Raw genomic sequence first — 19544 nt, forward strand, 5'->3', positions numbered from 1 at the left:
TTCAAATTACCCAGGGCGGTGATTATACACATTATTGCAGGCGGAAGTACCGGCGGCTGGCGGGGGGAATAAACAGCAACAGCATAACCAGCATATCGGGCAGTTTTTGCATCACAAGGGTACGCAGGATCTCGCGTTTTGACTCACCAGCGATGCTAAACAGTTCAGGGTAACCGTAGCCCAGCGAGGCCGCCCACAGATAACCGGTCGCAATCACCTGGGTCAACAGATAGATCCAGCGGGCCCAGTTGCGCCCTTTGACTAACGAAAACGCACAGTAAATTTCGACAAAAACCAGTACCAGGCTCCCCAAAAAGACCAGGGTCAGGTTCCACGTCTGCACGCTGCGATGGATAAATTCAACGATTCCCGGCACGCCGAGCGTGTTAAAAATCATCAGCAAGTCAAGACCGCGGATCATAATAATGGCAAGCGCCGCCACCTGCACCAACGCAGGGACATTTAAGCGAGCATGTGATGAGGCTGATTTTTTAAAAAATCCCACCGTGTTCTCTTCCGTGAAAGCAATGCCGCGACGAGCGCGGCAGAGTGTAGCCAGTTAGGCAGATTTTAGTTTTTTCAGCCGCGTCTTGCACGCTGGATATCGCGGATCCGTTGTTTTTCCATACGCGCCATCAGATACCAGGCGATAAATCCGACAATTCCGACCACCCCAAGGATCAGGGTCGCTAAGGCGTTTATCTCCGGGTTAACCCCCATCCGCACATTGGAGAACACCAGCATCGGTAAGGTCGTCGCACCTGGACCCGACACAAAGCTGGCGATGACCAGATCGTCAAGGGACAGCGTGAAGGCCAACAGCCAGCCGGAGATCACCGCAGGCATAATCATCGGCAAGGTGATCACAAAGAACACCTTTACCGGCGTGGCGCCAAGATCCATCGCCGCCTCTTCAATCGATTGATCCAGTTCGCGCAACCGCGATGAAATCACCACCGCCACATACGCGGTACAGAAGGTGACGTGCGCCAGCCAGATGGTCAACATGCCGCGATCCGCCGGCCAGCCGATCGCGTGCCCTAATGCCACAAACAGCAACAGCAACGACAGCCCGGTAATGACGTCTGGCATCACCAGCGGCGCGGTTATCATAAACGCAAACCCGGTGGAGCCGCGAAAACGCCCAAAGCGAACCATCACCACGGCAGCAATGGTGCCGAGAATCGCCGCCATGGTGGCCGCACAGGCGGCAATGGTCAGACTCAGGCCGACTGCGCTCATCATCGCATCATCGTGAAAAAGCTCGCCGTACCAGCGCGTAGACCAGCCCGCCCAGACGGTCACCAGTTTGGAACTGTTAAAGGAGTAAATCACCAGCATCAGCATCGGCGCATAGAGGAAGGTAAAGCCGAGCACCAGAATGAAAATTCGCCAGGGCGAACGAACTACCGGTAAGTTGTTCATCCGTGTTCCCCCACGCTTTTTTGCTGATGTTTATGGAACCACATGATCGGTACGATCAGCAGTAACAGCATGATAATGGCTACAGCAGACGCAACCGGCCAGTCACGGTTGTTGAAGAATTCCTGCCACAGCACGCGGCCAATCATGATGCTGTCCGGACCGCCAAGTAATTCAGGGATCACGAATTCCCCCACCGCCGGGATAAAGACCAGCATCGACCCGGCAATAATGCCGCCCTTCGTCAGCGGTACGATGACGCTAAAGAAGGTTTTCAGCGGTTTTGCCCCTAAATCCAGCGAGGCCTCCACCAGCGAATAATCAATGCGCGTTAGCGCGGTATAAATCGGCAGCACCATAAACGGCAGATAGGCATACACAATCCCAATGTACACCGCCAGATTGGTGTGCAGAATCGTCAACGGTTGATCAATAACCCCTAACCACATCAAGAAGTTGTTCAGCACCCCGTTGTTTTTCAGGATCCCCATCCAGGCGTAAACACGGATCAAAAACGAGGTCCATGACGGTAAAATCACCAGCAGCAACAGGATGTTGCGCGTGGAGGATTTGCTGTGCGCCACTGCCCACGCCAACGGATACCCCAGCAGTAAACAGCAGAGTGTAGAAATCCCCGCCACCTGCAGTGATTGCAAATATGCGTCAAAGTAGAGCGGATCGTCCGTCAGTTGCAGGAAATTCCCCAGATTGAGCGTGACAGACAACTGTCCGTCAGCCCATTCCATCAGATTGGTATACGGCGGAATCGCCCGCGCCATTTCCGACAGACTGATTTTAAAGACAATCAGAAAAGGCAGCAGAAAGAGCAGGATCAACCAGATATACGGCAGCGCAATGACCATCTTGCGCCCATGCTTCATTTGCATACGCGACATAAACAGCGTGAAGTTGCTGTGTTTATTCACGCGTGCCGGAGGTTCAAGTGTACTCATCTTCGCTCCTTAAACCGTCAACACGACACAGCTGTCCGCGTCCCAACACAGACGCACTTCATCGCCCCAGGTGGGTAAGCCTTTACGATAGCGGTGTTCATTCTGTAACTGGGCGCTAAGCATCTGGCCGCTTTTCAAACGCACATGGTAAATCGAGAGATCGCCGAGATAGGCAATATGCACCACTTCACCCACAGCAAAATTGTAGCCATCCGCCGGGGGAGCCTCACACAGCATGATCTTCTCAGGACGGAGCGCGACATACACGGGTACGTTATCGACAACCGACGCATCGGCATCCACCTTTAAGGGATGCACCAGCCCCGGAGACTCGATCACCAGCCCATTTTCCTGGCGGTCTTTCAACAAGCCCTCAAAAACATTCACAGAACCGATAAACTCAGCGCTATAACGCGTAGTCGGATGTTCATAGATCTCTTCCGGCTCGCCAATTTGGACAAATTTCCCGCGATTCATAATCGCGATACGTCCTGCCATCGTCATCGCTTCTTCCTGGTCATGCGTTACCATGACGCAGGTCGCGCCCACGCGTTCGAGGATATCGACCACTTCCAGTTGCATCCGGTCACGCAATTTTTTATCCAGTGCGCCCATCGGTTCGTCCAGCAGCAGTAACTTCGGACGCTTAGCCAGACTGCGCGCCAGCGCCACTCGCTGACGTTGCCCACCGGAAAGCTGGTGCGGCTTACGTCTGGCAAACTCCTGCATATGCACCAGCCCCAACATTTCAGTCACTCGCGCATCGATTTCGCCCTTCGGCAGCTTGTCCTGCTTGAGGCCGAATGCAATATTCTGTTCCACCGTCATATGCGGAAACAGCGCATAGGACTGAAACATCATATTGATCGGTCGCAGGTAAGGCGGCACATGCGCCAAATCAACGCCATCCAGGATGATTTGCCCAGTGGTAGGTTGTTCAAAACCCGCCAGCATACGCAGCAGCGTCGATTTCCCGCAGCCCGATGCGCCAAGTAATGCAAATATTTCGCCTTTATAAATAGTGAGATTGACGTCATCTACAGCATTCTGACCATCAAATGACTTGGTCAGATTGCGGATTTCAAGAAGCGGCGTTAGCGCTTTACGGATTTTCGCTTGCGGGCGGGGGATAGACTCATTCACGGGGTGCTCTCCGGCATAAAACAAAAACAGTGCAAATGACGCACCCTAACGGTGCGTATTGCCAGGTAGTGCGTTATTTACCCTTCCAGCAAAACGCAATGTTCTGCAGTAAGGGTAAGCATGCACGTTACCGGGCAATGACCTCAAACGCTTATTTACCGCTCTTCACCTTGGTCCAGGCACGTGTACGAACACGGTCGATCTTCGGATCCTGAACTTTCAGCGTGAACATTTTGGCGCGTACATCCGCTGGCGGATAAATTCCCGGGTTGTCACGGACTTCCGGGCTAACCAACGTCGTCGCTTCTTTGTTAGCGTTCGCATAGAACACATGGTCGGAAATGTGGGCAACCACATCCGGACGCAGCAGGTAGTTGAGGAACTGATAAGCCTCCTCTTTATTCTTCGCATCAGCAGGCATCGCGAAGACGTCAAAGAATGCCATTGCCCCCTCTTTCGGGATTGAATAGGAAATATTCACACCGTTTTTAGCTTCTTTTGCACGGTTAGCAGCCTGCCAGACGTCCCCTGCCCAGCCAATCGCCACACAAATGTCGCCATTGGCCAGATCGTTGATATATTGCGAAGAATGGAAGTAGCGAATATTTGGACGCAGCTTCAGCAACAGCTCAGTTGCCGGGCCGGTATAATCATCAGCCTTCGTACTGTTCGGATCTTTGCCCAGATAGTTCAGCACGGTGGCAAACACCTCTTCAGGCGCATCCAGGAAAGAAACGCCACAGCTTTTCAGCTTCTCAAGATTTTCAGGTTTAAAGATCAGATCCCAGCTGTTCACCGGGGCATCTTCCCCCAGCACCGCCTTCACTTTGTCGACGTTGTAGCCAATGCCGGTCGTCGCCCACATATATGGCATCGCAAATTTATTGCCCGGATCGTGCTTGGCAACCAACTTCAATAATTCAGGATCGAGGTTTTTCCAGTCAGGAAGTTTGCTTTTATCCAGAGGTTGAAACACCCCCGCCGTTAACTGACGTTCCATAAAGCTCGCAGATGGCACCACCAGATCAAAACCGGTGCTCCCGGCCATGAGCTTACCTTCAAGGACTTCATTGGAGTCAAACACATCATAGATAACTTTAATGCCGGTCTCTTTTTCAAAATTGGCCACCGTATCCGGGGCGATATAATCCGACCAGTTATAGATATGAAGGGTTTTTTGTTCAGCAGCGAGCGTGCCGGCAGAGACGGCCATCAAAGCGCCCGCAACCAGACCCGATAGCCATTTTTTATTTAAGGCGGTCATAATCTCTTTCCTTATGAAAATCCGTTAACAAACGAATCAATATTGTCACATTCTAAGATATGCAAAAATTATGCATATTTTTTCATCCGACACAGGTAAAGAAGAGTTGACTCTCCCCCTGCCGTCATTGCTCGCGATATAAAAGCCTCGCAAGAATAACTTTAGCCAGGGTTTGAGACTATAGCTCAGATTAAAAAACGCCTTTTATCAATTTTTTATGCAGGATCACTCTATGAGATAAAGCGAAACAGCCAGAAGGGAAGTGAATAATTCTTTAAGAAAAGGTTAAATGAAGCATAACTGCATGAAAACAGTAGCCGCTTTGGCAGCGGCTGCTTATTTTTGAACGGGATCAGTGTAGGAAATGGTTCTCAGCGCCGTTTTTTTGCGCCTCTTCGTCAGCGCTGAACAAAAGTTGATGCGCCCCGGCTTCCAGAATAACCATTGAGATCTGTTCTTCGCTCTGACGAACGAACCACTCAAACTGTTCATACGTCACTCCAGGCATCACGGATAACGACTGGCAGACCACCAGTTTCGGCAGATTGTCATCCTGCATGTCGAGAAACGCCTTCACGGTTAACGAACTGGCGTTAATCGCGGATAAATCGGCCGCCAGCGGCAACAACGCGGAAGGTCTGACTTCCGCCATGGCGGAAAACAACAGCGTGTTATCCACCAAATCAATTTTTGCGTCGTAGATGCCATCGAAGTTCTGCATATGGGGTAAATGCAGCGCCTGGCAAGTATCACATTCAAAAAAACTCATGCCCAGGTCGTCGAGCCATTGACGCAACGTATCCAGAGTGGGAACGACCAGTGATGTCATAATAATGTGCTACCTCTTACGATGAAAAAATACCGGGCACAGCTTACGCAAAAAGACCGCGCCATACCACGATCAGGTACAATATTGAGATTAGCCACCCGTTTTAAGGCAAAATTCTGCTGTCGCGTGACGTTCAATCCATTGGATCATTCGCCCGGCAATATCAACTCCGGTGGTTTTCTCGACCCCTTCCAGGCCTGGCGATGCATTCACTTCCATCACTAACGGTCCCCGCTCAGCACGCAAAATATCGACTCCCGCAACATCCAGCCCCAGCGTTTTCGCCGCCTTGATGGCAATCTCTCGCTCACGTGGCGTAATGTTAGCGATGCTGGCAACGCCACCGCGATGCAGGTTAGAGCGAAAATCGCCCTCTTTTGCCTGCCGTTCGATCGCCGCCACTACTTCGTCACCCACCACCAGACAGCGAATATCGCGACCTTTAGCTTCCGCAATATACTCCTGCACCAGAATATGCGCGTTAAGCCCGCGAAAGGCATCAACGACACTCTCCGCCGCCTGGCGCGTTTCTGCCAGCACGACGCCAATCCCCTGCGTTCCCTCGACCAGTTTTACCACCAGCGGCGCGCCGCCAACCATCTCGATCAAGTCACGGGTGTCGTCTGGGGAATGGGCGATCCCTGTGATGGGTAAATCAATCCCCTGCCGGGCGAGTAACTGTAACGACCGCAGCTTGTCGCGCGCGCGGGTGATCGCCACCGATTCATTAAGCGGGTAGCTACCGAGCATTTCAAACTGACGCAGAGACGCCGTGCCGTAAAACGTGATCGCAGAACCAATACGCGGGATAACCGCATCATATTGAGGAAGCTGTTGGCCTTTGTAATGAATGGACGACCCGGCTGGGCTCACATTCATATAGCAGGAAAGAGGATCGAGAATATCAACCAGGTGACCGCGTTTCATCGCCGCCTCTCGCAGGCGTTTACAAGAATAGAGCGTTCCGTCCCGGGACAAAATGGCAATTTTCACCCTGCACCTCTCTGAAAGACCTGGTAAAAGCCTGCGTATCATACACTGGGTTATTGCCTTTAGCGCGTCGCCCAGCCTTGTTTATGTAAATATTCCAGAATGAAAGGTCGGTTTTCTTTAATGATGGTGCGCCGAATATGATCGCTCCAGGTGTCGCGGCGCGCATTGCTGTCTCGCGTTTGGTAATAGTGCGCTATCTGCGCGTCATAGCGCGCTAACAACGATGTATCCATCGGCTGATACTGGTTCTCATGAACAATCAGTCCGGCAGGCAAACGCGGTTTAACCCCTGGATTATCAGCAGGCCTGCCGAGACACAAGCCAAACAGCGGCAGCACATATTTTGGCAATTTCAGCATTTCCGTTACCGCCTCAATATTATTACGTAGCCCCCCAATGAACACGCCCCCCAGCCCCAGGGACTCCGCTGCGGTCAGCGCATTTTGCGCCATCATCGCGGTGTCAACCACCCCCAGTAACAGCTGCTCCGCAAGGCCTAATTGGGCATCGGGGCAAATCTGTAAATGGCGATTAAAATCCGCGCAAAAAACCCAGAACTCGGCGGCCTGAGCCACATGTTTTTGCCCGCCCGTTAAGCTTACCAGCGCTTCACGCATTGTTTTATCGGTAATACGGATGATGGAACTGCACTGTAGAAAGCTGGAGCTCGACGTTCCCTGCGCAGCGGCGATAATCGCCTCGCGTTGCGCATCAGAGATCGTTTCATCAGTAAAATGGCGAATAGAGCGGTGCCCGCGCAATAAATCAATGGTTGGAGTCATGAGGTTTTTCTCTGTCGGAACGGGAAGTTGAATCGGGAGTATGCGTCATCAGTTGCGGGGCGAGCCGTTGTGCAATTCGCCACATCAGCACGATAGCGGCAGGAACCATCAGCAGGACACCAATAAAGATCATGGCTATCTGTGCCAGCGAGGTATTAAAGGGTGCTGGCAGAATCAAAGTGTGATTGAGCGATAATAAGGCCAGCGCCAGTATCACCATACCGAAAAACTCCAGTATCAATACACTTTTGGGTAGCGCGCCAATCGTCCTCATATGCTGTCTCCCGATGAACGGATGCTCATTGTAAAGCGTTCGGATATGCCTTGCTTAACAGATATAGCCTAAAGATATCAAAGCAACAGGTGCAACCTGCTTTTCATCAACGCCATTTCGCGGCATCATGACTGAATTCGCCATCAGGCTCAGTAAGTTCGAGGAGAGAAACAATGTTTACCGTAATTTTCGGTCGTCCAGGATGCCCCTATTGCGTTCGCGCCAAAGAGCTGGCAGAAAAATTAAGCAACGAGCACGACGACTTCAACTACCGTTATATCGATATTCACGCCGAAGGGATCACGAAAGCGGATCTGGAAAAGACGGTCGGTAAACCGGTTGAGACCGTACCGCAGATTTTTGTCGATCAAAAACACATCGGCGGTTGCACCGATTTTGAAGCGTGGGCAAAAGAGAACGTTAATCTGTTTGCCTGATGTGATGAAAACGCCCTCGTCATGAGGGCGTTATTCGCTTTTCTTGCGCCGCGGGTCAAACAGACTGCTGATAAATAAAAAGCAGAGTGCCCCAAGCGCGCACCAGAACACCGCGCTAAACAACCACGCAAGCTCCTGCCACAAAGAGCGGGTTGGTGTGAAAACAAACCGCATTAGCAACAGACAACAGGGTGCCGCCAGCATCGCACCAAACAGGGGTTTGATCACTTCCCTACGATGGGACCAGAAACTGGCCACAGCACCGGGTAGCGTAAAAAACAGTAACCCAATTTCGGGATGACCCGCAGCCCGAAATGCACCTTTCACGTTCATCACTAATGAAAGACACACCACAATAAAGAGTACAAAGCAGCAGACAGCGCCTGCCCAACCTTGTTGATGTTTCAATCGCTCCTCCTGACACTTTCTCTATCGAATACTCTTTTCACCCGAAGGCGTCCAGTCAGATAAAGTCATCTGGCATTCCTTGCCAAAACACGCTCACACGATTCTTATAGCCGTTGATACGTAATGAGATTAAACTAACCTCTTAAATTGCTTTGTTGCTTTTATTTTGGAGGCTGTGCACGATGCCGTCGCCCCTTAATTCCTGGCAAAAACATTAGCGTAAATTGTCATTTCTTTCAACAGCTTACTAGTAAACAAGAAGTTAGTCTCCGTGAATATAAACGTCGCAGATTTGTTAAATGGGAATTACATCCTGTTATTATTTGTGGTCCTTGCGCTTGGCCTGTGTCTGGGCAAATTGCGCCTGGGATCGGTCCAACTTGGTAATTCCATTGGCGTTTTAGTCGTCTCATTATTATTAGGACAGCAGCACTTCAGTATTAACACTGACGCCCTGAATCTTGGCTTTATGCTGTTTATTTTCTGTGTCGGCGTGGAAGCAGGCCCTAACTTTTTTTCCATTTTTTTTCGCGATGGTAAAAATTATCTGATGTTGGCCCTGGTGATGGTGGGTAGCGCCATGCTGATCGCCTTAGGGTTAGGTAAGCTGTTTGGCTGGGACATCGGCCTGACGGCCGGTATGCTCGCCGGCTCAATGACTTCTACACCTGTGCTCGTCGGTGCGGGTGACACGCTGCGTCATTCTGGAATGGCAAGTTCGCAGCTTTCCAGCGCGCTGGATAACCTGAGTCTGGGCTACGCGCTGACCTATCTGATAGGCCTGGTCAGTTTAATTGTCGGTGCCCGTTATTTGCCTAAACTTCAGCACCAGGATCTGCAAACCAGCGCCCAACAGATCGCGCGCGAACGCGGTCTGGACACTGACGCCAACCGTAAAGTCTATCTGCCTGTTATCCGCGCCTACCGCGTGGGTCCGGAACTCGTTGCCTGGGCGGACGGTAAAAATCTGCGCGAGCTGGGAATTTATCGTCAGACCGGCTGCTACATCGAGCGAATCCGCCGTAACGGCATTCTGGCGAATCCCGATGGCGATGCGGTGCTGCAAATGGGTGATGAGATAGCCTTAGTGGGCTACCCGGATGCCCACGCCCGCCTCGATCACAGCTTCCGTAATGGGAAAGAGGTCTTCGATCGTGATTTGCTCGACATGCGCATCGTTACCGAAGAGATCGTGGTGAAAAATCACAATGCCGTGGGACGCCGTCTTGCGCAGCTGAAACTTACCGACCACGGTTGTTTTCTTAATCGCGTGATCCGCAGCCAGATTGAGATGCCTATCGACGACAACGTGGTGTTGAACAAAGGCGACGTCCTGCAGGTGAGCGGTGATGCCCGTCGCGTCAAAACCATTGCGGATCGCATTGGCTTTATCTCCATTCACAGCCAGGTCACTGACCTGCTGGCCTTCTGCGCTTTCTTTATTATTGGCCTGATGATCGGGATGATCACTTTCCAGTTCAGCAACTTCAGTTTTGGGATCGGTAATGCTGCCGGGCTGCTGTTTGCCGGAATCATGCTGGGCTTTTTGCGCGCCAACCACCCGACCTTTGGCTACATCCCTCAGGGGGCGCTGAACATGGTGAAAGAGTTTGGCCTGATGGTATTCATGGCAGGCGTCGGCTTAAGTGCTGGCAGCGGTATTGGCAACGGACTTGGCGCTGTTGGCGGACAAATGCTGATTGCAGGTCTGGTGGTCAGTCTGGTGCCCGTTGTTATCTGCTTCCTGTTTGGCGCCTATGTCTTGCGCATGAACCGCGCCTTACTGTTTGGCGCAATGATGGGGGCTCGTACCTGTGCGCCAGCGATGGAAATCATCAGCGACACCGCGCGAAGCAACATCCCTGCATTAGGCTATGCAGGTACCTATGCGATTGCCAACGTCTTACTGACGCTGGCGGGGACACTCATCGTCATCATCTGGCCTGGTTTAGGATAAAACGGACGTTAGCCTTTAAGTGAAAATTTTTTTGCAGGTTAATAGAACTTTTCTTAAAGGTGTCAGTCATAACTAGTGCCACTGCTTTTCTTTGATGTCCCCAATTTGTGGAGCCCATCAACCCCGCCGTTTTGGTTCAAGGTTGATGGGTTTTTTGTTGCCTGAAATTCCCCCACCTTTCAAATCAGCGAGTTAGAGCACGCTTTTAACGAGCGTGGCGACAAATTGGTTGCAGACGGCGCAACCAGACGCTTCTGTGCGCAACAATTTTCTGACATGCGTATTGGTGATGGGATAACCAATATCAATGGAATCTATTCTGTTAGACTGATGACAAGGCAACTAAAACGCATGATTAAAATGTCACCTGCGGAAAAGGGATTTAAATGTGCTTTTCGGTTATTGAAGTGATTGCTGGGATAAGAAGTACAACGGTTTCAAATTGATTGAGTAAAAGGATGCGAAATGATTTTATTTCTCGTTATAGTGCCCTTGTTAGCGCTACTGACTCCTATCCTGGCGGTCATTCTGGTCAAGAAAAACAAAAAACATAAGGCTGAGATTGATGCCCTTACAGCCAGCAATATCGCCCTTTCTAATCAGTTAAGTGAGTGCCAGGAAAAGTTAGCGCAGGCCCTGCGCGAACACTCTGAACCAGAAAGAAAAGTAGCCCCAGTGTGGCAGTACGAGAAGTTGCGCAGTGTGATTCTTAATACCGATAAAATGAAAGAAACTGCGGATTCCGTAGCGAAAGAAAAAATAGACGACGTCATCGCAATGACCAAAGATGCTCGCGACGCTAAATAGCCCTCCTGACAAGCGCTACCTTATGGGGAAATCAGTTCATATTGTGCGATCTTACCCCCTAAAATCATCAACATAATTCATTGATTATCCTCCAAAGATTTGTTTTCACTCCCCCACTTTCACAACTGTTTTTTACTGCCTGAAATTCGTGGTCTCCCGCACGCCCTCTCTGTTCCCGTTGCCTGAGTCAACGACACCGCGCCTGCTTGCAGGATGCAGGTTATTGCCCATAATTTTGAATGGGCAGACGGGGATGGGATAACGCAATGTTACTTGAAGGCAAAATCGCTGTCATTTTCGGGGGCAGCGGCGCAATTGGCAGCGCGGTTGCGCATGTTATGGCGCGGGAAGGAGCGCAGGTGTATCTTGGCGCACGCCACCAGGCTCGCCTGGAGAGGGTTGCTGGTGAAATCCACGCCGCAGGTGGAACCGCAGGGACATTTATCATTGACGTACTCGACGAACAATCCGCCCTGACGCGCACGGCGCAACTGGCCCAACAGGTCGGCGGCATTGACATCGTGGTAAACGCAACCGGCTTTTTCCACAATCAGGGAAAAGGAATCACAGAATTATCTCTGGTCGAGTTTATGCAGGGTATAACCCCCTTTCTGTCTGCACAATTCACGATATCCAAAGCCGTCATTCCCTATATGGGGGGTGAACGGGCAGGAACAATCCTCACGGTCGTTGCCCCCGCAGGCTCTATGGCGGTGTCGGGCCATTCGGGTCACATTGTCGGCTGCGCAGGTACAGAAGCGTTCACCAGAGCGCTTGCCAGTGAAGTCAGCCCCAGAAATATTCGCGCCATCTGCGTGCGTTGTCATGCGATTGTCGACGCGGTTCAGGCGGGTTCCTATACCCGCGACGTGTTCCTGCCAAAGGCACAAGCAATGGGATTAACCGTAGAAGAGTGGCTCGGCGGCGCGGCGCAAAGTACGATGCTCAAACGACTGCCAACGCTTTCACAAGTGGCTGAAGTGATGACGTTTCTCGCATCAGATCATGCAAGCGCCATGACCGCAACGGTAGTCAACATGACGGCAGGCGCAACGCGCGATGGATGAGGCAGCAGACGCCGCTTCAACTCGCCCCTGCGATTCGCTTGACCATGACCAGAATGTCTTCTCGCGCGAGCGGCGTTTTGTCGGTCACGAAATGCAGGGTCATACCTTCTAAAAAAGCGTCCAGCGCGCGGGCAGTGGCCGGATCAAACCACTGCTCCAGTGTGCCCTGGCTGCGCTGCATCCAGTTCTGCATCACCTGTTTTAAGGCGGGTTTACGGCTGGCGAATGCATATAGCTGATACATCAGCTCCATGTTGTCTGGTGTTGTGACCTGTGAGCCGTAAATCATGTCGGTAATCGCATTGCAGGCTCCCAGCGCATCATCGACTTCGCCAAAAAAGGTCTGGTATTGCTGCGACATCGTTTCGGTAAAACCGCTAAATGCCTCCATGAGCAGTTCATCGATGCCTGAAAAATAGTAAGTCATTGATCCCAGTGGCACCTGCGCAAGGGTAGCGATTTTTCGATGCGTTACGGCATGAAGACCATACGTCACTATCGCCTCCAGCGTAGCCTGAACGATTTTTTCTCGCCGGTTTGGATCGTTAGCACGTCGCACACTATTTCCTCATATTCCATTTGTGTACAAATGTACACAAAGTTGTTAGTGTTGTCTCCTCTCTTCTTTTTTTGGCCTGAATTCATGACCGCCAGTTCATCACGCAGAGCATTAAAACGCCGAACCTGGGCTCTGTTCATGTTCTTCTTTCTACCGGGATTGCTGATGGCGTCCTGGGCGACGCGTACCCCTGCTATCCGGGACATCCTTTCTGTCTCAACGGCGGAAATGGGAGCGGTACTGTTTGGGCTTTCGATTGGATCGATGAGCGGTATTCTGTGTTCAGCCTGGCTAGTGAAGCGATTTGGTACACGTAATGTGATTCAGATAACCATGTCGTGTGCGGTCGTCGGCATGGCTATCCTCAGCATTGCGTTAGGCTTGACCTCACCGCTGCTCTTTGCGCTGGGTTTAGGTGTCTTTGGCGCCAGTTTCGGTTCCGCAGAAGTCGCTATCAACGTCGAGGGCGCTGCGGTTGAACGCGAAATGAACAAGACCGTCCTGCCAATGATGCATGGCTTTTATAGTCTGGGCACACTCGCCGGCGCCGGTGTGGGCATGATGTTGACCGCATTTGGCGTACCGGCCACCACACATATTTTGCTGGCAGCCATGCTAGCCATTGCGCCTATTTTTATCGCCATTCGGGAAATCCCTGACGGCACCGGTAAAAACGTCGCAGATGGTAGCCACGCTGCTGAAAAAGGACTGCCCTTTTACCGGGATTTTCAGCTGTTGCTCATTGGCGTCGTGGTGCTGGCGATGGCATTTGCGGAAGGGTCCGCCAACGACTGGTTACCGTTGTTGATGGTGGATGGGCACGGATTTAGCCCAACGTCCGGCTCTCTGATCTACGCAGGTTTCACGTTAGGCATGACCGTTGGACGTTTCACCGGCGGCTGGTTTATTGACAAATATAGCCGCGTGGCGGTGGTGCGCGCCAGCGCGCTCATGGGGGCGCTCGGCATTGGTCTCATCATCTTTGTTGATAGCGCCTGGGTGGCTGGGGTCTCCGTTGTTCTCTGGGGACTTGGCGCCTCACTCGGCTTCCCATTGACGATCTCTGCCGCCAGCGATACCGGCCCCGACGCCCCGACGCGCGTCAGCGTGGTCGCCACCACAGGTTATCTGGCCTTCCTCGTCGGGCCGCCCTTGCTGGGATATCTCGGCGAACATTATGGGTTGCGTAGCGCCATGCTGGTGGTTCTGGCATTGGTACTGCTGGCGGCGCTGGTTGCAAAAGCGGTCGCTAAACCAGAAACAAAAACGCACACTGCGATGGAGAATGGTTAATGGGTATCAAGTTAATTGCAGTAGATATGGATGGCACTTTTCTGAGCGACCAAAAAACCTATAACCGTGAGCGGTTTATGGCGCAGTATCAACAGATGAAAGAGAAAGGGATCCGTTTTGTGGTCGCCAGCGGCAACCAGTATTACCAGCTCATCTCTTTCTTTCCTGAGATCGCCCATGAAATCGCCTTCGTGGCGGAAAACGGCGGTTGGGTGGTGAGTGAGGGAAATGACGTGTTTAACGGTGAGTTACCTCGCGCTGATTTTCATGCCGTGGTTGACCATTTGCTGACTCGCCCGGAGGTGGAAATCATTGCCTGCGGTAAAAACAGTGCGTACACCCTCAAGCAGTACGACGATGCCTTAAAAGAGATGGCAGCCATGTACTACCATCGGCTTGAATTCGTCGATAACTTCAGCAATATCAACGATATTTTCTTTAAATTCGGTCTTAACATTTCCGACGAGCGCATTCCCGAACTGCAGGCTGAACTGCACGAGGCCATCGGCGATATCATGGTGCCGGTGCATACCGGTTACGGCAGTATCGATTTGATCATCCCTGGCGTACATAAGGCCAACGGTTTGCGTCTGCTTCAACAACGTTGGGGTATCGACGATGCTGAAGTCGCTGTCTTCGGCGATGGCGGTAACGATATAGAAATGCTGCGCCAGGCCGGTTTTAGCTTTGCCATGGAAAATGCCCGAGAGGCCGTTGTCTCAGCCGCAAAATACCGTGCCGGCTCAAACAACAAAGAGGGCGTGCTGGACGTTATTGAAAAGATACTGCGAAACGAAGCGCCGTTTTCGCACTGACTGGCTAGCGCCATGCGTTGGCTGGCCACAGTTTCAGCCCGCCCCGCCTGCCGGATCCCCTCTGGCAGGCGGGTAATTATCATCCTTCCCGTGAAGCGCCTACCTGTTTATCTTTCAGGAAGATAACCATCAGAAGCAGCCAGAGAATCCCGTTTGCCAGATTAAACAAACTAAACAGACCGTTTCCACCGCCCAGATAAGCATATTTACTCACCTCGATACCGACGGTAAAAATCAGCATTTGCAACATCCCCATCGCGGCAGAGACGGTGCCTTTACTCATGTCGCTGGCAAACAGGGTTAAACGCACCAGCCCCGCGTTTGCCACGCCAATACCAAATGCATAGAGACTGAGGCCCGCCGTCATCCACAAATACGCGTGGGATGAGACGACCGTCGCTGCGGCCGCAAGAATCAGCCCCAGCATAATCGGCCAGCCGCCCATGATAATTAATGAACGCACCGTCCGCCGGGCCGTCAGACGCGCCAGCACCAGGTTCCCGGCGATCAGCGCGCCAAAAATGGGGACCTGGAGCAGACCATATTCATAGCTACTGAGCTGCTCGCCGCTAATGATGATAATGGGAGACTGTGCGATCCATGCCAGCAGAGGCAGACTGACAAACCCCAGCGCCAGCGCGCCCGCAACAAAGCGCACGTTCTTTAACACCAGCGTGTAATCCCGCCACAACTCTTTCAGCGAGAGCTTTTCGCCTATCCGGGTTGCTGTTTCCGGCATGGCGCGTTGTAAGCCGACAAAGGCGAATGCCGCCAGTGCAGCAAACAGCACGAACATCCCTTCCCACGGCAACACATGCACCCACGCGGCCCCGACGAGAGGCCCCAACAAGGGTGCAATCAGCGCCACGTTGGCCATCAGCGCGGTAATTTTAATGCACACCGCCTCTTCAAAAGATTCCTGAATCGCGGCATAACCCACGGCACCGATAAAACACAGGCTGATCCCCTGCAAGAAGCGCAGAAAGGTAAATTGCTCAATGTTTTGCGCCAACAACGTGGCAAGGCAGGTGAAGATGAACCACACCACGCCCGCGAGCATCACCGGGCGACGGCCAATACGGTCCGACAGCGGCCCTAATAGCCACTGTAAAAACATGCCGCCCGCAAGGTAGGCGGTCATTGATGTCGGCACCCAGTCAATTCCGGCCTGGTATTGTTCCACAACCGCCAGCATTCCGGGCTGGATCATATCGTTAGCGATATAGGTGGAAAATTCGTAGAGCACCAGACAGAGAGGGAAAAGCAATGCCTGACGACCCAGTCGGGCGCCAGAAGATAAACGGTTTTGCATGCAATCTCTTCACAAATGAAAAATCGCGCAAAGTGTAATGAAAGCGCGTCTGCGGATATAGCAAATTATGCGCATTGACCACAAATAGCGCACATTTTTACTGAATGTCGTTTAATACCTGTTTCCTTTAAGGTTAATTTAAGTTGCTACCGCTATGATGCTGGCGGAATTCTGCTAATTACCCTGTAACACCGTTCACTTAAGCCCATGAATGAGGGGAAACACCGGTCTTAAACTAACAGTGTTACGCTTTACTCTGGGATTTCTCATTTAAGACAATACCCGCTTTACGGTGTTTAGCAGGACTTTTATTCTCAGCCAGGCACAGGTCATTTACATGACTGCCTTTTAACTCATCCCAATGCGCTAAGTCTGAATGTTATGCTGGAAAATATTAATATTTCGCTGTTCTCTTTCATCAACGCCACCCCCGATTCCGCGCAGTGGATAATTGATCTCGCCATTTTCATTGCCAAAGATATGATCAGTATTGTGCCGCTGCTGGTGCTTACCCTCTGGCTGTGGGGACCGCGAAATCAGGTCTGCGCCCAACGCCAGTTAATCATAAAGATGGCGATCGCCCTGCTCGTCAGTCTGGCTGTCTCCTGGGCAATGGGGCATCTGTTCCCTCACGATCGTCCGTTTGTCGACCATATTGGGTATAATTTCCTGCATCATGCCGCAGATGATTCGTTTCCCAGCGATCACGGTACGGTGATTTTCACCGTTGCGCTGGCATTTTTGTTCTGGCACCGGATCTGGTCTGGCGCCGTTTTGATGGCGCTTGCCGTGACAATCGCCTGGTCACGCGTTTACCTCGGCGTACACTGGCCGCTGGATATGGTTGGCGGTTTACTGGTGGCGATGATCGGATGTCTGAGCGCACAAATGGTTTGGCAAAAATATGGCGCGTGGCTCTATCACAGCCTGCAAACGTGCTATCGCATCTGTTTTGCGCTGCCCATCCGAAAAGGCTGGGTGCGTGACTAATCTGATAGAAAAAGAGTAGTATTAATCGCCCTGCAACGTGCAGGGTAATGGCTTAACTCTCCAGGGGAACTATGGAAACACGACGCGACGAGCGTATTGGTCAATTGCTGCAAGCGTTAAAGCGCAGCGATAAATTACACCTAAAAGAAGCCGCGACCCTTCTGGGCGTATCTGAGATGACCATCCGTCGCGACCTGAACAATAAAAGCGCGCCAGTCGTATTGCTGGGCGGTTATATCGTTCTGGAACCCCGTAGCGCCAGTCACTATTTGCTCAGCGATCAAAAATCACGCCTGGTCGAAGAGAAACGGCGCGCGGCGCAACTGGCAGCAAGCCTGATACAACCGCACCAGACGCTGTTTTTTGACTGCGGCACGACCACGCCGTGGATTATTGAAGCCATTGATAATGAACTTCCCTTTACCGCCGTTTGTTATTCGCTGAATACTTTTCTGGCGTTGCAGGAAAAACCGTTGTGTCGCGCGATCCTGTGTGGCGGAGAATTCCACGCCAGCAATGCTATTTTTAAGCCGCTCAACTTTCAGGAAACCCTGAACAATCTGTGCCCGGATATCGCCTTTTATTCCGCCGCAGGCGTGCATGTCAGCAAAGGCGCAACCTGTTTTAATCTGGAAGAGTTGCCGGTGAAGCATTGGGCAATGTCGATGGCGCAATACCATGTTCTGGTCGTGGATCACAGCAAGTTTGGTAAAGTGCGGCCCGCGCGAATGGGGGAATTAACCTGCTTTAATTCCATTATCAGCGACTGTCGCCCGGATGATGAACTGGTCGATTACGCGAAAGCGCAGCACATTAAGCTCATGTATTGAGGCCGTATGTACCGGGAGGCGGCGCACACGCCGCCCTCCGGCATCACGGGGATTAGGCGAACCAACTGCCAAACCATTGATGGAATTTCATCATCACAAAATCCCACATCCGGCTAAAGAATCCCCCTTCTTCCACCGCTTCCATTACCATTAACGGGCGCTGCTCAATGGATTTCCCGTTAAGCTGGAAGTCGATAGTACCCACCACCTGACCTTTCTTCAGTGGCGCGGTCAACTGCGGTTCAGTCAGGGTAAAGCTCGCTTTCAAATTTTTAAGCTGCCCGCGCGGGATCGTCACCGAACCGCCTTCACCCGCCCCGAGGTTCACTTCGCTCTTATCGCCAAACCAGACGCGCTGGGTGACAAAAGTGGCATCCGGTTTAATCGGCGTCACTGTTTCAAAAAAGCGGAAGCCCCATGTCAGTAATTTTTCCGATTCATTAAAGCGAATACGATCAGTTTTCGTCCCCAGCACCACAGAGATCAGGCGCATTTCGCCCTGTGTTGCGGAGGCAACTAAATTGTACCCAGCCCCTGCTGTTGTCCCGGTTTTCATGCCGTCGACATTCAGATTGGTACTCCACAATAGACGGTTACGGTTTGGCTGGCGGATCTTATTAAACGTAAACTCTTTTTCTTTATGAATGGCGTACTCTTCAGGTACATCGTGGATCAAGGCTTTTCCAAGCAGAGCCATATCTCTGGCGGTACTGAACTGCCCTGGCGCATCCAGACCATGTACCGTCTGGAAGGTCGTATTGGTCAGGCCAAGTTTTTGCGCATAACCGTTCATTAATCCAATAAATGATTCCTGGCTGCCAGCGACATAATCGGCGAGGGCAATACAGGCATCGTTACCAGACTGAATAATAATGCCTTTGTTAAGATCAGAAACCGCCACCTGATCGCCTGGTTTAAGGAACATCACCGATGAGCCACGCAATGCCGGGTTTCCCGTTGCCCATGCATCTTTCCCCACCGTCACCATGTCCGTCAGTTTGATTTTTCCGGCCTTCAGCGCTTGCCCGACCACGTAACTGGTCATAATTTTAGTCAGACTGGCAGGGTCAAGTTTCTCATCCGCATTCCCTTCAGCCAGCACTTTTCCGCTGGCGTAATCCATCAGGATCCATGCCCGCGCATCAACGCTCGGCGGCGCGGTCGTCTGCTCGGCTGCCTGCAAAGTCGGCGCAAAAAGGAATAATAGAGCTGAGCTCGCAGCAAGGCTGCGAAGAGAAAAGGAGTATTGCTTCATAAATGCCACCCGAGTATCCATTCCAAAAAAAATCACGTCACATCACCGTGTTACAAGTTTGGTGAGTAATAACGCACTAACGAGCTTAAAGAAACTGTAAGTAGGTAAAGTTTTTAAAGTTTATGCAATAACGCCCCGCTACGCTGCATTCCTC

Annotated in this window: 21 protein-coding genes; 8 read left to right on the forward strand and 13 right to left on the reverse strand. The window is 51.8% G+C overall.

Going from position 1 to position 19544, the window contains the following annotated elements; all coding sequences use genetic code 11:
• Positions 1-31: 31 nt before the first annotated feature.
• The 9 genes from CJP72_RS04055 to CJP72_RS04095 form a co-directional block, all read right to left on the reverse strand.
• A complete protein-coding gene (locus tag CJP72_RS04055) occupies positions 32-529 on the reverse strand; it encodes a YbjO family protein (RefSeq protein WP_162379669.1) in 498 nt (165 codons plus the stop codon).
• A 50-nt stretch (positions 530-579) separates the two neighbouring features.
• Entirely contained in the window at positions 580-1425 is an 846-nt protein-coding gene (gene potI, locus CJP72_RS04060; protein ID WP_162379625.1) for a putrescine ABC transporter permease PotI, read from the reverse strand.
• On the reverse strand, positions 1422-2375 hold the full coding sequence (gene potH, locus CJP72_RS04065; protein ID WP_162379626.1) for a putrescine ABC transporter permease PotH: 954 nt from the start codon (positions 2373-2375) through the stop codon (positions 1422-1424). The genes potI and potH overlap by 4 nt, the downstream gene beginning before the upstream one ends.
• Positions 2376-2384: 9 nt before the next feature.
• On the reverse strand, positions 2385-3518 hold the full coding sequence (potG, locus tag CJP72_RS04070) for a putrescine ABC transporter ATP-binding subunit PotG (protein ID WP_162379627.1): 1134 nt from the start codon (positions 3516-3518) through the stop codon (positions 2385-2387).
• Positions 3519-3669: 151 nt separating this feature from the next.
• Positions 3670-4782, reverse strand: a complete 1113-nt coding sequence (gene potF / locus CJP72_RS04075; RefSeq protein ID WP_162379628.1) for a spermidine/putrescine ABC transporter substrate-binding protein PotF — start codon at positions 4780-4782, stop codon at positions 3670-3672.
• A 352-nt stretch (positions 4783-5134) separates the two neighbouring features.
• Positions 5135-5611 carry a YbjN domain-containing protein gene (locus tag CJP72_RS04080; protein WP_162379629.1) on the reverse strand — a complete coding sequence of 159 codons (477 nt, stop codon included), beginning with the start codon at positions 5609-5611 and terminating at the stop codon, positions 5135-5137.
• Between the two features lie 90 nt (positions 5612-5701).
• A complete protein-coding gene (rimK, locus tag CJP72_RS04085; protein WP_162379630.1) occupies positions 5702-6604 on the reverse strand; it encodes a 30S ribosomal protein S6--L-glutamate ligase in 903 nt (300 codons plus the stop codon).
• Between the two features lie 59 nt (positions 6605-6663).
• Positions 6664-7386, reverse strand: a complete 723-nt coding sequence (nfsA, locus tag CJP72_RS04090; protein WP_162379631.1) for an oxygen-insensitive NADPH nitroreductase — start codon at positions 7384-7386, stop codon at positions 6664-6666.
• Complete coding sequence (locus tag CJP72_RS04095; protein WP_162379632.1) at positions 7370-7660, reverse strand: YbjC family protein; 291 nt, start codon at positions 7658-7660, stop codon at positions 7370-7372. The genes nfsA and CJP72_RS04095 overlap by 17 nt, the downstream gene beginning before the upstream one ends.
• A gap of 173 nt (positions 7661-7833) precedes the next feature.
• Here CJP72_RS04095 and CJP72_RS04100 point away from each other — a divergent pair, with 173 nt between their 5' ends.
• A complete protein-coding gene (locus CJP72_RS04100) occupies positions 7834-8097 on the forward strand; it encodes a GrxA family glutaredoxin (RefSeq protein ID WP_162379633.1) in 264 nt (87 codons plus the stop codon).
• Positions 8098-8127: 30 nt separating this feature from the next.
• Here CJP72_RS04100 and CJP72_RS04105 read toward each other — a convergent pair whose 3' ends face one another.
• A complete protein-coding gene (locus CJP72_RS04105; RefSeq protein ID WP_162379634.1) occupies positions 8128-8505 on the reverse strand; it encodes an inner membrane protein YbjM in 378 nt (125 codons plus the stop codon).
• A 271-nt stretch (positions 8506-8776) separates the two neighbouring features.
• Between CJP72_RS04105 and CJP72_RS04110 the strand changes: the two genes are divergently transcribed.
• The 3 genes from CJP72_RS04110 to CJP72_RS04120 all read left to right on the forward strand — a co-directional run bounded on the left by CJP72_RS04110 (position 8777) and on the right by CJP72_RS04120 (position 12336).
• Entirely contained in the window at positions 8777-10462 is a 1686-nt protein-coding gene (locus CJP72_RS04110) for an aspartate:alanine antiporter (RefSeq protein ID WP_162379635.1), read from the forward strand.
• Positions 10463-10927: 465 nt separating this feature from the next.
• On the forward strand, positions 10928-11269 hold the full coding sequence (locus CJP72_RS04115) for a hypothetical protein (RefSeq protein WP_162379636.1): 342 nt from the start codon (positions 10928-10930) through the stop codon (positions 11267-11269).
• A 266-nt stretch (positions 11270-11535) separates the two neighbouring features.
• Positions 11536-12336: an SDR family NAD(P)-dependent oxidoreductase gene (locus tag CJP72_RS04120; protein ID WP_162379637.1), complete on the forward strand. Its 801-nt coding sequence runs from the start codon at positions 11536-11538 to the stop codon at positions 12334-12336.
• A gap of 16 nt (positions 12337-12352) precedes the next feature.
• Here CJP72_RS04120 and CJP72_RS04125 read toward each other — a convergent pair whose 3' ends face one another.
• Positions 12353-12895 (reverse strand): TetR family transcriptional regulator, encoded by a 543-nt coding sequence (locus CJP72_RS04125; protein ID WP_162379638.1) that lies wholly within the window; start codon positions 12893-12895, stop codon positions 12353-12355.
• Positions 12896-12979: 84 nt separating this feature from the next.
• Here CJP72_RS04125 and CJP72_RS04130 point away from each other — a divergent pair, with 84 nt between their 5' ends.
• Both CJP72_RS04130 and CJP72_RS04135 read left to right on the forward strand, forming a co-directional pair.
• Complete coding sequence (locus CJP72_RS04130; protein ID WP_162379639.1) at positions 12980-14188, forward strand: MFS transporter; 1209 nt, start codon at positions 12980-12982, stop codon at positions 14186-14188.
• Entirely contained in the window at positions 14188-15003 is an 816-nt protein-coding gene (locus CJP72_RS04135) for a Cof-type HAD-IIB family hydrolase (protein WP_162379640.1), read from the forward strand. The genes CJP72_RS04130 and CJP72_RS04135 overlap by 1 nt, the downstream gene beginning before the upstream one ends.
• A gap of 79 nt (positions 15004-15082) precedes the next feature.
• Here the strand turns inward: CJP72_RS04135 and CJP72_RS04140 are convergent, their stop codons facing one another.
• Complete coding sequence (locus CJP72_RS04140; RefSeq protein ID WP_162379641.1) at positions 15083-16315, reverse strand: MFS transporter; 1233 nt, start codon at positions 16313-16315, stop codon at positions 15083-15085.
• A 381-nt stretch (positions 16316-16696) separates the two neighbouring features.
• On the opposite strand from CJP72_RS04140, the gene ybjG reads away from it, so the two are divergent.
• Both ybjG and deoR read left to right on the forward strand, forming a co-directional pair.
• On the forward strand, positions 16697-17305 hold the full coding sequence (gene ybjG, locus CJP72_RS04145) for an undecaprenyl-diphosphate phosphatase (protein ID WP_162379642.1): 609 nt from the start codon (positions 16697-16699) through the stop codon (positions 17303-17305).
• A 71-nt stretch (positions 17306-17376) separates the two neighbouring features.
• Positions 17377-18135 carry a DNA-binding transcriptional repressor DeoR gene (gene deoR, locus CJP72_RS04150; RefSeq protein WP_162379643.1) on the forward strand — a complete coding sequence of 253 codons (759 nt, stop codon included), beginning with the start codon at positions 17377-17379 and terminating at the stop codon, positions 18133-18135.
• A 52-nt stretch (positions 18136-18187) separates the two neighbouring features.
• On the opposite strand, the gene dacC is transcribed toward deoR, so the two are convergent.
• On the reverse strand, positions 18188-19390 hold the full coding sequence (gene dacC, locus CJP72_RS04155; RefSeq protein WP_162379644.1) for a serine-type D-Ala-D-Ala carboxypeptidase: 1203 nt from the start codon (positions 19388-19390) through the stop codon (positions 18188-18190).
• Between the last annotated feature and the right edge of the window lie 154 nt (positions 19391-19544).

The sequence above is a fragment of the Citrobacter sp. NCU1 genome, from assembly GCF_010231475.1.
Taxonomy (GTDB): Bacteria; Pseudomonadota; Gammaproteobacteria; order Enterobacterales; family Enterobacteriaceae; genus Citrobacter_D.

Excerpts from the sequence above, each read along its gene's own strand:
- potI (WP_162379625.1), bottom strand. The coding sequence starts at position 1,425 with ATGAACAACTTACCGGTAGTTCGTTCGCCCTGGCGAATTTTCATTCTG.
- potH (WP_162379626.1), bottom strand. The coding sequence starts at position 2,375 with ATGAGTACACTTGAACCTCCGGCACGCGTGAATAAACACAGCAACTTC.
- potF (WP_162379628.1), bottom strand. The coding sequence starts at position 4,782 with ATGACCGCCTTAAATAAAAAATGGCTATCGGGTCTGGTTGCGGGCGCT.
- CJP72_RS04080 (WP_162379629.1), bottom strand. The coding sequence starts at position 5,611 with ATGACATCACTGGTCGTTCCCACTCTGGATACGTTGCGTCAATGGCTC.
- nfsA (WP_162379631.1), bottom strand. The coding sequence starts at position 7,386 with ATGACTCCAACCATTGATTTATTGCGCGGGCACCGCTCTATTCGCCAT.
- CJP72_RS04095 (WP_162379632.1), bottom strand. The coding sequence starts at position 7,660 with ATGAGGACGATTGGCGCGCTACCCAAAAGTGTATTGATACTGGAGTTT.
- CJP72_RS04100 (WP_162379633.1), top strand. The coding sequence starts at position 7,834 with ATGTTTACCGTAATTTTCGGTCGTCCAGGATGCCCCTATTGCGTTCGC.
- CJP72_RS04115 (WP_162379636.1), top strand. The coding sequence starts at position 10,928 with ATGATTTTATTTCTCGTTATAGTGCCCTTGTTAGCGCTACTGACTCCT.
- CJP72_RS04120 (WP_162379637.1), top strand. The coding sequence starts at position 11,536 with ATGTTACTTGAAGGCAAAATCGCTGTCATTTTCGGGGGCAGCGGCGCA.
- CJP72_RS04130 (WP_162379639.1), top strand. The coding sequence starts at position 12,980 with ATGACCGCCAGTTCATCACGCAGAGCATTAAAACGCCGAACCTGGGCT.
- CJP72_RS04135 (WP_162379640.1), top strand. The coding sequence starts at position 14,188 with ATGGGTATCAAGTTAATTGCAGTAGATATGGATGGCACTTTTCTGAGC.
- CJP72_RS04140 (WP_162379641.1), bottom strand. The coding sequence starts at position 16,315 with ATGCAAAACCGTTTATCTTCTGGCGCCCGACTGGGTCGTCAGGCATTG.
- ybjG (WP_162379642.1), top strand. The coding sequence starts at position 16,697 with ATGCTGGAAAATATTAATATTTCGCTGTTCTCTTTCATCAACGCCACC.
- deoR (WP_162379643.1), top strand. The coding sequence starts at position 17,377 with ATGGAAACACGACGCGACGAGCGTATTGGTCAATTGCTGCAAGCGTTA.
- dacC (WP_162379644.1), bottom strand. The coding sequence starts at position 19,390 with ATGAAGCAATACTCCTTTTCTCTTCGCAGCCTTGCTGCGAGCTCAGCT.